Annotated in this window: 10 protein-coding genes and 1 pseudogene; 6 read left to right on the top strand and 5 right to left on the bottom strand. The window is 69.1% G+C overall.

The genetic code is table 11. The annotated features are described in order from the left end of the window. Positions 1–16: 16 nt before the first annotated feature. The 5 genes and pseudogenes from LU671_RS14500 to LU671_RS29730 all read right to left on the bottom strand — a co-directional run. A complete protein-coding gene (locus LU671_RS14500; RefSeq protein WP_232856016.1) occupies positions 17–691 on the bottom strand; it encodes an energy transducer TonB family protein in 675 nt (224 codons plus the stop codon). Between the two features lie 8 nt (positions 692–699). After that, positions 700–1,125, bottom strand: a complete 426-nt coding sequence (locus LU671_RS14495) for an ExbD/TolR family protein (RefSeq protein WP_050707632.1) — start codon at positions 1,123–1,125, stop codon at positions 700–702. A gap of 10 nt (positions 1,126–1,135) precedes the next feature. Next, positions 1,136–2,941, bottom strand: a complete 1,806-nt coding sequence (locus LU671_RS14490) for a DUF2341 domain-containing protein (RefSeq protein WP_232856015.1) — start codon at positions 2,939–2,941, stop codon at positions 1,136–1,138. A 33-nt stretch (positions 2,942–2,974) separates the two neighbouring features. Next, a complete protein-coding gene (locus tag LU671_RS14485; protein WP_232856014.1) occupies positions 2,975–4,525 on the bottom strand; it encodes a ShlB/FhaC/HecB family hemolysin secretion/activation protein in 1,551 nt (516 codons plus the stop codon). A 280-nt stretch (positions 4,526–4,805) separates the two neighbouring features. Next, positions 4,806–4,905: pseudogene (locus LU671_RS29730) on the bottom strand (transposase); the annotation flags it as partial. Between the two features lie 599 nt (positions 4,906–5,504). On the opposite strand from LU671_RS29730, the gene LU671_RS14475 reads away from it, so the two are divergent. The 6 genes from LU671_RS14475 to LU671_RS14450 are packed head-to-tail and all read left to right on the top strand — an operon-like array spanning position 5,505 to position 12,310. Beyond that, positions 5,505–6,464, top strand: a complete 960-nt coding sequence (locus tag LU671_RS14475) for an AAA family ATPase (RefSeq protein ID WP_203647500.1) — start codon at positions 5,505–5,507, stop codon at positions 6,462–6,464. 4 nt (positions 6,465–6,468) lie between these two features. Further along, entirely contained in the window at positions 6,469–7,413 is a 945-nt protein-coding gene (locus LU671_RS14470; protein ID WP_203647501.1) for a DUF58 domain-containing protein, read from the top strand. After that, entirely contained in the window at positions 7,410–7,904 is a 495-nt protein-coding gene (locus LU671_RS14465; RefSeq protein ID WP_232856012.1) for a DUF4381 domain-containing protein, read from the top strand. Before LU671_RS14470 ends, LU671_RS14465 begins: the two co-directional genes overlap by 4 nt. After that, positions 7,897–8,973, top strand: a complete 1,077-nt coding sequence (locus LU671_RS14460) for a vWA domain-containing protein (protein ID WP_232856011.1) — start codon at positions 7,897–7,899, stop codon at positions 8,971–8,973. Before LU671_RS14465 ends, LU671_RS14460 begins: the two co-directional genes overlap by 8 nt. Then, positions 8,970–10,688, top strand: a complete 1,719-nt coding sequence (locus tag LU671_RS14455) for a vWA domain-containing protein (protein WP_232856010.1) — start codon at positions 8,970–8,972, stop codon at positions 10,686–10,688. Before LU671_RS14460 ends, LU671_RS14455 begins: the two co-directional genes overlap by 4 nt. Beyond that, positions 10,685–12,310, top strand: a complete 1,626-nt coding sequence (locus tag LU671_RS14450) for a BatD family protein (RefSeq protein ID WP_232856009.1) — start codon at positions 10,685–10,687, stop codon at positions 12,308–12,310. The genes LU671_RS14455 and LU671_RS14450 overlap by 4 nt, the downstream gene beginning before the upstream one ends. Positions 12,311–12,408: the final 98 nt, after the last annotated feature.

Below are 12,408 nucleotides of genomic sequence, written 5' to 3'. Positions count from 1 at the left end.
AGTCGTGCTTCGTTGTTCATGGCCGGCGCCCCTGCAGGGCGATCTTCACCGGCAAGGTCAGGTTGGCGGGCGGACGCTGGTCGAGGGCGCCGGCACCGCGCAGGGCGGCGAGCACCTGGGCGTCCACCTCCGGCTCGCCGCTGCCGCGCAGCAACTCGACACGGGTGATCTCGCCGGCGGCGCTGAGCCAGATCTCGGCTTGCAGGTTGAACACCAGGTTGCGCAGCTCGGGGTTGTCGCGCAGCAGGCGCTGGAAGGCGTAGGCCAGGTACTGGCTGTAGGTACCGCTGCCCAGGCCCCCACCGCCGCCACCGGCCATGCCGCCGCCCTTGCCGGCGCCGACGTTGAAGCTGTCGCCGCCTGCTTGCGCGTCGCCGTCCATCTGCATCGGCTCGGCCAGGTCCTGGGCCGGGTCGGGCGCCTCCTCGGCAGGCTTGACCTCCTCGGCCTCGGGCACCGGCTGCGGCTCGACGATCTTCTCCTCGACCGGCGGCTCGGGCTCCTTGGGCGGCTCGGGCGGTGGCGGCGGCGGAGGGGGTGGTAGCGGGATGATCGCCGGCACCTTGGGCGCCTCGCGGCGCACCCCGGCCATGTCATTGGCCCACTGCCACAGCAGCCAGGCCAGGCCGGCGCCGGCGACGGCGAGCACGGCCCAGGTCAGCAGGCGGCGGGGGTTGGTTGTACGTTCCATGCCTGCGCTCATCCCTGGTTCGGTTTGCCGGTGACCAGCCCGACCTGGGCCAGTTCGAGACGGCGCAGCAGGTCGAGCACCTCGACCACCTTCTGGTACTGCACGCCCGCGTCACCGCGCACGATCAGCGGGAAGTCGGGATTGCGCGCCTTCTCGCTGCGCAGGCGGTCCTCCAGCTCCTGCAGCGTCACCGGGTAGGCGTCGAGGAATACCTGGCCGGCGTCGTTGATCGAGATCGCCTTGGTCTTGGGCTGGGCCAGCGACACCGTGGCGCTGGCCTTGGGCAACTGCACCTGGATCCCGGAAACCTGCGCGGTAGCGGTGAGGATGAACATCACCAGCACCACCATCAGCACGTCCACCAGCGGGGTGATGTTGATGCTGTCGACCGCGGCGTCGGCGTCGTCGTCATGGGCGTTGTTCACGGATGCCATGGCTGCGCCCTCACGCCGGAACCGACGGGTTGACGCTGCGCCCGCCCGGACGCATCGCCGCTTCACCGGCCTGGCCCTCGCCGTGCAATTCGGCCAGGCGGGTGATGAACTCGTCGACGAACACCCGCATGTCGGCGCTGACCTCGCGGTTGCGCGTGGTCAGGCGGTTGTAGCCGAACAGCGCGGGGATGGCGACGAACAGCCCCATGGCGGTGGCCAGCAGCGCCGCGGCCATGCCCGGGGCGATGGCGTTGATGTTGACGTCGCCGGCCATGGCGGTGCCGAGGAACACCACCATGATCCCCAGCACCGTGCCCAGCAGGCCGATGTAGGGGCCGCCGGCGATGGCGTTGGACAGGGTCGACAGCTTCGACGACAACGCCTGGTTCTCGCGGGTGCGCACGCCGTCCATGGAGCAGCGGATGGCCTCGATGGTGGCTGCGGACACTTCACGGGTGTCGGCGCCCTGGGCGCGGCGGGTGCGCAGTTCCTGCACGGCCACCAGGTACAGGCGCCACAGCGAGGAGTCGGTCAGCCGCGCATGCAGGTCCTGATCGTCGGCGAACTGCTCCAGGCGTGTGCCGACCGTGGCGAAGCGCTCGCGAAAGCGAGTGTTGGCGGCGGTGACGCGGTTGAGGGTGCGCTGCTTGCGCAGCATGATCACCCACGACTGCACCATCATCAGCACCAGGATGGCGATGATCACCCAGGCGTCCACCGGCACCGCCTTGAGCAGGAAGCCCAGGCCGCCGAAGCCGAAGCCTGACTGTTCCTCGTCGACACCGTACGCCACCAGGCGCGACTCGGCGCCCTGGGCCAGTACGTCGGCCTGCAGGCTGGCCTGGCTGCGGGCCACGCGGGACAGGCGCAGTTCGTCCAGGGCGCCCACGAACGGCGCGAATTGACTGGCCGCCTCGCCTTCGGTCGCCGGCAAGTCGCCGCCGACGCCGATGGCACCGCTGAAGGCCGCCAGGCTGGCGGCCAGGCGCGCCACCGGCTGGCCTTCGAGCAGCAGGCTCAGGTTGCCGCCCTCGCCCACCAGGGCCAGGTGTTGCCACTGACCGGCGCTCACGGCCTGGTTGGCGCTGGCGCGCTGGCCGTCGACCTCGATGAAAGGCACGCCCTGGGCCAGGCCCAGCAGCAGACTGTGGCCGGCCTCGCGACGGGCCAGCAGCAACTGCTCGCCCACCGCCTGGTCCTGGCGCAGCCAGGCGCTGAAGGTGAACGCCGCACCTGCCGGCAACTGCAGCGAGGCGCTGGCCGGCAGTTGCAGGCCCTGGCCGCCGAGCTGGATGGCCCGCCCGATCACGCCGTCGACGCTCACCGTCGGCCCTTGCAACGGATTGCCATAGGGGCTGGCGTCGCGGGCGGTGGCACCGTCGAAGTGGTAGAGCGCGGTGTAGTCGGCGTCGAAGCTGGGCTGGCCGACAGGCGCCTGGGCTTTCGGGTTGCCGTAGTACATCCACAGGTCCTGGCGCTGGCCCGCTTCTATACGGGGCACGTCCACCCAGATCAGCGCCATGCCCATCAGCGGATCGAACTGCTCGACATGGTGATTGAGTACCGTCTTGTCATCGGCGCTGACAAAGCGGATGTCCGCGCCGGTCTCGCTGACGCCGTCGAAGCTGAAGTTGCCGGTATGCAGGCGCACCAGCAGCGCGGTGCGCCCCAGCGCCTGGGTCAGGCCGGCGCCCTGGGGCGTGGTGTCCACGGCGATCTGCTTGCGGTACATCCAGTCGTCCTGCCACCAGGCGCTGGCGCTGCCCGGCAGGGCGAAGCCCAGGCACAGCAGCAAGGTCAATATCAGGCGTTGCATGAGAGGTCTCCAGGTCGATGCCGGTCAGTGAGTTCAGAAGGTCGCCTGCACGCTGAAGTGCACACGGGAAGCGTTCTTGTCGGTGTTGGGGCCATCCTTGAGCGGCACGGCCCAGTCGACGCTGCCGGACAGCCAGTCGTTGAGCGTGGCGCGAGTGCCGACGCCAACACTGGCCAGGCTGTAACGGTCGTCCTGCTCGGGCAGCGCGTCCTGCAGGCGCAGCTGGGCGCCTTCGGCGAACAGGTAGAAGCGCCAGTCGCTGATGTAGCTGCCGACGTAGCGGCCGATGGACGGGGTGCGCAGCTCCTGGGAGAACAGCAGGCCGTCGTCCCCGGTGCGCTCGGCGGCCAGGTAACCGCGCACCGAGGTGGCACCGCCGGCGGCGAACTGCTCGTTCGACACCAGTGGCCCCGAGGCCAGCTGGAAGGCCAGCTTGGAGGCGCTCTGCCAGGAGCCTGCGAAGTCGAAGGTGTAGCTGCCGTCGCCCTTGAGCGCGGCGAAGCTGGAATCGGCGCGGTAGCGCTTGTAGTCGAACTCGGCGTCATCGCTGCCGTAGCCCAGCAGGCTGCGGGTGCCGGCCACCAGGCTCAGGCCCAGGCTCAGCTGGTCCTGTTCGGTAAAGCGGTAGCCGGTGTAGCCCAGGGTGATCGGGGCGTACTTGAGCGGGACCTTGTCGCTGCTGCCGCCCAGGCCGACCTGCTCGTCGAAGTCCTTGAAGTCCACGCCGATCGACAGGGCGTTGGCCCAGGCACCGACGCCGGGCAGGTTGTAGATCGCCGAAACGCCATAGGAATGGCCCTTGCCCAGGACGTTGGTGCCGCCCACCGTGGCGACGTTGCTGTCGGAGTGGTAGCCGGAGAACTGCACGGTCCAGCGCTCATTGAGCGGCGCGGCGTAGGAACCGGACCAGACCTCGGCGTTGTCACGGTCCTGGGGCGCGGTGAACCAGCTCAGCGAGACGCTGTGGCCGGCCTGCCAGAGATTGTTGTAGCCCAGGCTGACGACGCTGCGCAGCTTCTCGGTGTCGGCGCTGCGGTCGTTGTTCAGGCCCAGGCTCAGGTTCCAGGGCTGCTTGTCCTCGACCTGCAGGTCGACGTCCATGGTGCCCGGACGCTGCCCTTCGCGCACCAGCGGCATGACCTGCCGTCCCGGGGTGCGATTGAGGGTGGCCAGCTCGTCCTGCACCTGGGCGAAGTCGGGTACCTTGCCCTCCTCCAGTGCCGGGACCTGCTCGCGAATCTCCAACGGCGAGTAATGCTTGGCACCTACCACGCGCACGCGGCCGACCTTGGTTTCGCTCACTTGCAGGTAGACCACGCCGCCCTCGACCTTCTGCTCGGGCAGCTCGACGAACACCGACTGGTAGCCACGGGCCTGGTAGCTTTTCTGCAGGGCCTCGCGGGCGCCTTCGAGGTCGGCCAGGGTCTTGTCCGGCCCCAGGTAGGGATAGACCGCCTCTTCGATGGCCTGGGCGTCGAGCACCGTATTGCCGCGCACCACGTACTCGTTGATCTCGACCCGGCGCTGCGCCTCGTCGGCGGCCACGTTGCCCGCCAACAGGCACGCCAGCAGCCCTGCGCCCATGCCGCATCGCTTGAAGAAAAAATGCTCCACACCGCCCCCTTGAGCGCCAGGAATTCGTTGGGTTTCTAGTGGTTTGCGTCAGGCGCGGCCTGACCTTGGTGACGTGCCAGCCAGCTGTGCAGCAGGGCCAGGTTGAGGCTGAACTCGGGCATGGCCTGCAAGCTTGCGCCGAGCACCTCGTCGACCATGCGCTGCAGCAGTGACACGGCCATGGCACTGCCCAGCAGCACACCGAGGTCATGACTGAACAGGCTGAAGTTCCACACCCGCGACTTCAGTTCCAGGCCGGCGAACCAGCGGAACAGCAGGTTGTAGTTGAGTTGCTCGTAGAGCTGCTTCTCACTGGGCACCGAATACAGCAGCTGCAGCAGCAACACATGCATCAGCGTGTGCGGGGCGATGATCATGCCCTGCTGTTCGGCCAGCTGGGCCAGCGCGGTCCGGTGCTCGTCCAGCAAGGCTTCGATACGCGGCTTGAGCAGCGCCAGCGAATGCCCGGGCGGCACGCAACTGGCCACCTCGCGCAGGGCGCCCTGCCAGTCTTCCTGGGAGACGATCCAGACCCACGGCGCGCCGTAGCGGTAGACCGAGACCGGCTGCTTGCGCGCGGCCTCGACGATCTTCGCCAGGCGCTGGTCAAGCTCCTGCATTCCCACCTTCGTGTAGCGTTCCATAGTCCCCATCGCCCCGCTCCCAGGCCGTTCCCCAAGGCTCGACCGGCCTGATGGCCAGATGCCTTGTCGGTATCCATGGCTTTGACGGGGGTGGCGCTTTGCTACCGAAGTTTTGTCATGAAAGGTTCATCAGTGGGCCAGGCTTGCAGGCGAACGGCTCGCAACGTCTTCGGCCCCCACTCGCTGCTTTACACTAATTTTGCAAACCGCCATTGGTCCCCGCACCCCCGGATGGATTAAAGTATCCACCCCCGCCCGGCCACCGCTCACAGCGCGCCAGGGCCCATCCCCAGGAACCGCCAACGATGGAACACCGTGAAGCGCTGATCGCGCTGCGCACCTTTCTCTCCTCCCAGATCCTCGGCCAGGAAAAACTGGTGGAGCGCCTGCTGATCGTGCTCCTGGCCGACGGCCACATGCTGGTCGAGGGCGCCCCGGGCCTGGCCAAGACCAAGGCCATCAAGGAGCTCGCCGAAGGCATCGAGGCGCAATTCCATCGCATCCAGTTCACCCCCGACCTGCTCCCGGCCGACATTACCGGCACCGAGATCTACCGCCCGGAAACCGGCAGCTTCGTGTTCCAGCAAGGGCCTATCTTCCACAACCTGGTGCTGGCCGACGAAATCAACCGCGCCCCGGCCAAGGTGCAGTCGGCGTTGCTCGAAGCCATGGCCGAACGCCAGGTCAGTGTCGGGCGCAGCACCTATGAACTGTCGCCGTTGTTCCTGGTGATGGCCACGCAGAACCCGATCGAGCAGGAAGGCACCTACCCGTTGCCCGAGGCCCAGCTCGACCGTTTCCTGATGCACGTGAAGATCGGCTTCCCGGATGCCGCGGTCGAGCGGCGCATTCTCCTGCAGGCCCGCGGCGAAGCGCTGGGCGGCGAGGTGAAGCCCGAACGGCGGGTCAGCCAACAGGCGATCTTTGCCGCGCGCAAGGAAATCCTCGGCCTGTACATGGCCGATGCGGTGGAGGAATACCTGGTGCAACTGGTCATGGCCACCCGCACTCCGGCCAAGTTCGACGGCGAACTGGCCGACTGGATCGCCTACGGCGCCAGCCCCCGTGGCTCGATCGCCCTGGACCGCTGCGCGCGTGCCCACGCCTGGCTGGCCGGGCGCGACTTCGTCAGCCCCGAGGATATCCAGGCAGTGCTGTTCGACGTGCTGCGCCACCGCATCATCCTCTCGTTCGAGGCCGAGGCGGCCGGGGTCGACCAGGACCGCGTGGTCCAGCGCATCCTCGACGTCGTTGCCGTCGCCTGACCCCATGCCCACCACCCCGCAGGCCGAACCCGGCATCCGCATCGGCCTGGCCGAACTGATCGACATGCGCCACCGCGTGCGCGAGATCCAGCTGTTTTCCCGGCCCGGCCAGCGCAGCCCGTTGGTGGGCCTGCACCACTCCAAGCTGCGTGGCCGCGGCGTGGACTTCGACCAGGTGCGTGTCTACCAGGCCGGCGATGACGTGCGCAATATCGACTGGCGCGTCACCGCGCGCACCCAGGAGCCGCACACCAAGCTCTTCCACGAAGAGCGCGAGCGGCCGATCTTCATCATGGTCGAACAGAGCCAGCGGCTGTTCTTCGGCTCCGGACTGGTGTTCAAATCGGTGCTGGCGGCCCAGGCCGCGGCCCTGTTCGGCTGGGCGGCGCTGGGCCACAACGACCGCATCGGCGGGCTGGTGTTCGGCGACAGCGAGCCCCACGAGATCAAGCCACGGCGCAGCAAGCAGAGCCTGCTGCAACTGCTCAACCGCCTGGCCAAGGTCAACCAGGCCCTGCACACCGAGGCCGTGCCGCAGCCCGACAGCCTGGGCCTGGCCCTGCGCCGGGCGCGCGAGGTGCTGCGCCCGGGCAGCCTGGCCATCGTCATCTGCGACGAGCGCGCCCTCAGTGCCAGTGTCGAGCAGCACCTGGCCATGCTGTCGCGCCACTGCGACGTGCTGCTGATGCCGATCAGCGACCCGCTCGACCATGCCCTGCCCGCCGCCGGCCTGCTGCGCTTCGCCCAGCGCGGCGCGCAACTGGAACTCGACACGCTGGATGCCAACCTGCGCCAGGCCTATCGCCAGCAAGCCGAGGCGCGCATCGAGCGCTGGGAACTGCTGGCGCAGAAACTGCGGGTGGTGCTGATGCCACTGAGCACCCAGAGTGAGATGATCGAGCAATTGCGCGAGTACCTGAACGCGCAGCGTCCCGGGAGTACCCGATGAATCCGCTGGACCAGCTGCAGCCGCTGATCGCGCCGTCGGCCATCGGCCTGTGGCCGCCCGCGCCCGGCTGGTGGCTGCTGCTGGCCCTGCTGCCGCTGCTCGGCTGGGGCGCCTGGCGCCTGCGTCGCTGGCGCCCGGGCAAGCGCAAGGTGGTGCGCGCCGAACTGCCGCTGGACCCGATCCGTGTCGAGGCTCTCGCCGAGCTGGCACGCCTGCCGCGCCCCTACGACGGCGCGCCGGCCGGCGCCTGGCTGCAACAGATCAATGCCTTGCTCAAGCGCCTGTGCCGCAACCAGTACCCCGGCGCCAACAGTCACACCCTCAGCGGCCGTAAATGGCTGGCATTTCTCGACAACCGCTGCCCGGCCGCCGGCCTGACCCGTTGGATGGTGCTGGTCGAAGGCACCTACAAACCCGAGTGCAAGCTCGACGACAAGGCCATCGCCGGGCTCGCCCAGGCGGTCGAAACCTGGATCCGCAAGCATGTTTGAACTGGCCTGGCCGTGGATCTTCCTGCTGTTGCCGCTGCCCTGGCTGGCGCGCCTGGTGCTGCCCGCCGCCGACAGCGGCGAGCCGGTGCTCAAGGTGGGCTTTCTCGACGAACTCGAAGGCCTGGCCGGGCGCCGCGCACGATTGAACCTGCCGACCTGGCGCCAGCAGGCGCCGTTCATCCTGATCTGGCTGCTGCTGTTGCTGGCCGCCGCCCGTCCGCAGTGGCTGGGCGATCCGCTGCCGGTGTCGGCCAGCGGGCGCGACCTGCTGGTGGCGGTGGACGTGTCGGGCTCCATGGACTTCCCCGACATGCAGTGGAGGGACGATGAAATCAGCCGCCTGGACCTGGTCAAGGCGCTGATGGGTGACTTCCTCCAGGACCGCCAGGGCGACCGTGTCGGCCTGATCCTGTTCGGCAGCCAGGCCTACCTGCAGGCCCCGCTGACCTTCGACCGGCGCACAGTGCGAACCTTTCTCGACGAGGCGCAGATCGGCATCGCCGGCAAGAACACCGCCATCGGCGACGCCATCGGCCTGGCGGTCAAGCGCCTGCGCCAGCGCCCGTCGCAGAGCCGGGTGCTGATCCTGATCACCGACGGCGCCAACAACGGTGGGCAGATCCACCCACTGACCGCCGCCCGCCTGGCCGCCCAGGAAGGCGTGCGTATCTACACCATCGGCATCGGCGCCAACCCTGAGGCCAGCGGCACACCGGGCCTGCTCGGGCTGAACCCGAGCCTGGACCTGGACGAAGCCTCGCTCAAGGAGATCGCCGAGATCACCCACGGCAGCTATTTCCGCGCCCATGACGGCGCCGAGCTGGGCGCCATCGGCGACACCCTCGACCAGCTGGAACCGGTGGCCCAGCAGCCGACCCAGGCGCGCACCGCCCACGAACTGTATGCCTGGCCACTGGCCCTGGCGCTGCTGCTCAGCGTGCTGCTGGTGGTGGCCGTGCAATGGCCGGACAACCTGCTGCAACGCCTGCTGCGCAAGCCACGCTTCCTGCAGCCCCACCCGGAATGGCGCCAGCGCCTCAAGCGCCTGCGCCTGAGGAGGCGGCGATGATCGAACTCTGGCCACAATGGCTGCGCCCGCTCTGGCTGCTGGTGCTGCCCCTGCTCGGCTGGCTGCTGTTCAAGCTCTGGCACCGGCGCAAGCGCGCCGGGCGCTGGCAGCTGATCCTGCCGCAGCCGTTCCATGCGGTCTTGCTCGGCGGCGGCAGCGGCAGCACCAGCAAGCTGCCGTGGATCGCCCTGGGCCTGGCCTGGCTGCTGATCGTCCTGGCCCTGCTCGGACCCAGCTGGCAGCGCCTGGAGGAAACCCGCCAGCGCCCGGCCGACCCGCTGGTGATCCTGCTCGAGCTGACGCCGCAGATGCTCGCCGAGGACAGCGCGCCGAACCGCCTGGAACAGGCCCGGCGCAAGGTCCTCGACCTGCTCGAGCACCGTCGTGACAGCCAGACCGCGCTGATCGTCTACGCAGGCTCCGCCCACACCCTGGTGCCGCTGTCCGATGACCTGGGCACCACGCGCAACCTGCTCGAGGCCGTCGACCCGTCGATCATGCCGCAGCCCGGCCAGCGTGCCGACCTCGCCGTGCACAAGGGCCTGGCCCTGCTCGCCCAGAGCGGCCTCGGCCAGGGCCGCCTGCTGCTGATCGGCTCGTCACTGAGCGAACCCGAGCGCGAAGGCATCCGCCAGGCCCTCGGGCGCCAGGGCCCGAGCCTGCTGATGCTGGGCGTCGGCAGCGGCGAAGGCGCCCCGGTGCGCCAGGCCAATGGCGAGTACCTCAAGGACGATCAGGGCGGCATCCTCCTGCCACGCCTGGACAGCGCCTCGCTGAAGAGCTTCATCGGCTCGACCGGCGGGCGCTACCGCCACGCCCGCATCGACGACCTCGACCTGCGCGGCCTGGGCCTGTTCGACAACCCGCGGCTGCTGCACAACGATGGCCAGACCCTGCAACTGGACAGCTGGGCCGATCAGGGCTACTGGCTGCTGTTGCCCCTGCTGCTGCTCGCCGCCTGCGCCGGCCGGCGTGGCTGGCTGTTCTGCCTGCCCCTGTTGCTAGCCCTGCCCCAACCGAGCCAGGCCTTCGAGTTCAACGACCTGTGGCTGCGCCCCGACCAGCAGGGCCAGCGCCTGCTGGAGCGGCAACGCCCCGCCGAGGCAGCCCGGCACTTCGAGGACAGCCAATGGCGCGGCATGGCCTTGTACCAGGCCGGCGATTTCGAAGGCGCCGCTGCCGCGTTTGCCCAGGCCGGCACGGCGGCCGCCCACTACAATCGTGGCAACGCCCTGGCCCGCGCCGGCGAGCTGGAGGCGGCGCTGGACGCCTATGAGCAGGCGCTGGAGCGCCAGCCCGACCTGAAGGCGGCACTGGACAATCAGGCCCTGGTCCAGCAATTGTTGCAACAGCGCCAGGCCAGCGCCGAGACACAACCGAGCAACGCCGATGCCCAAGGCACCCCCGGCAACGAGACCGAAGGCAACAGCAGCTCGACCAGCAGCCAGGCCCAGGGCACGCCCGGCAGCGACGAACAGGCCCAGGGCCAGCAGAACGGCGACAGCCAGGGCAACGCCCAGGCCCCGCCCGGCGCTGCCGGCGGCGATGACGACAACCTCACCCAGCCGCCCCAGCGGCCGCTCTCCACCAGCCTTGACGCCGAACAGCGCCAGGCCCTGGAGCAATGGCTGCGGGAGATCCCCGACAACCCGGCGGAACTGCTACGGCGCAAATTCTGGTACGAACAGCAATTGCATCAGGAAACCCCACGATGAGTCGCCTCGGCGTCTTTCTCCTAGGCCTGTTGTGGAGCCTCGCGGCCCAGGCCGAACCGATCCTGCAGGCCAGCGTCGACCGCACGCGCCTGGAAGCCGGTGAAACCCTGGAACTCACCCTCGAGAGCCAGGACGTCACCCAGTTCGGCAAGCCCGACCTGCGCACCCTCGAACCCGACTTCGAGGTGCGCGGCACGCGCCAGCTCAACAGCCTGCACACCCTGGACGGCGAAACCCGCGCCAGCACCCGCTGGATCATCACCCTGCTGCCCCGGCGCAGCGGCAGCTTGCGCATCCCCGAGCTGCAGCTGGGCCAGTCGCGCAGCCAGGCCATCGAGCTGCAGGTGCAGCAGGCCGACAGCCAGCGCCCCGACGCGGCGGCGCAGGTGTTCGTCGAGGCCACCCTGGACAGCAGCGAGGTCTATGTCCAGGCCCAGGCCGTGCTGACCCTGCGCATCTACCATTCGGTGGCGCTGTACGACGACAGCAGCCTCAGCCCACTGCAGCTGGAAAACGCCAAGGTCGACCCGCTGGGCGAGTCGCGCACCTATGAGAAAGAGATCAACGGCGTGCGCCACGGGGTGATCGAGACCCGCTATGCGATCTATCCGCAACAGAGCGGCAGCCTTGACGTGCCGCCGCTGCGCTTCACCGCCACCGCCGCCGACAATGGCGAACAGCCGGCCGGCACACCGCGGGTCGGCCGCCAGGTGCAGGTCAGCTCGCTGCCGCTGCGCCTGACGGTCAAACCGATCCCGGCCAGCTACCCGGCCGACCGCCCCTGGCTGCCGGCCCGCAGCCTGACCCTGGAAGAACACTGGAACCCCGACCCGGAGCGCCAGCCGACGCAGATCGGCGACTCGCTGACGCGCAACATCACCGTGCGCGCAGAGGGTCTGTCGAGCACCCAGTTGCCGCCACTGCCGGCTACCGAGGCCACCGGCCTGCGCCGCTACCCCGACCAGCCATTGCTGCGCAACGAGATCGGCGAACGCGGCATGGTCGCCAACCGCGAGGAACGCGAGGCGCTGGTGCCGACCCACGCCGGCGACCTGGCCCTGCCGGCGCTGGAGGTGACCTGGTGGAACACCCGCGAAGACCACCTGGAACACAGCAGTCTGCCGGCGCGCACCCTGAACGTGCAGGACAACCCGGCGCTGAGCGCCGACACCCCGGTCGGCGACGGCAACCTGAGCCCCGGCCCGCTCTGGCCCTGGCAACTGGCCACGCTGGTCCTGGCCCTGACCACCCTGCTCGGCTTCACCCTGTGGTGGCGGGCCCGCTCGCAACCGGCGGTGCTGCGCGCGGCGCAGGCCGGCCCGAGCCCGCGCACGCTGCTCGACGACCTCAAGCGCGCCTGCCAGGCCAACGACCCGCAGGCTACCCGCCAGGCGCTGGACGCCTGGGCCCGGCAGCAGCCGGAAACCCTGGCCGAGATGGCGGCGCGCTTCGTGCCGTTGTCCGATGCACTGGATGGGTTGAATGGCGCGCTGTACAGCGAGAGTGGCCAGTATTGGCACGGCGACGAGCTGTGGCGGGCGATCGGCTCGATCCCGCCGGCCGAGCAGGTGCTGGCGCCGTCGGGGGAAGCGGGTAGCTTGCCGCCGTTGTATCCGAAGTAGCCGAGCATGCCTTGAGCCTTGCAGCGTGTTCGAAATCGCGCGCCGCCCGCGCGGCGCTCGATCTCATCGGCGCTGCAACTCTTTCGCCAGACACATAG

It is taken from the genome of Pseudomonas sp. NMI760_13, from assembly GCF_021283245.1.
Lineage (GTDB): Bacteria > Pseudomonadota > Gammaproteobacteria > Pseudomonadales > Pseudomonadaceae > Aquipseudomonas > Aquipseudomonas peradeniyensis.
Note: the sequence above shows the minus strand (reverse complement) of the source record. Positions and strands in the feature narration are given on the sequence as shown.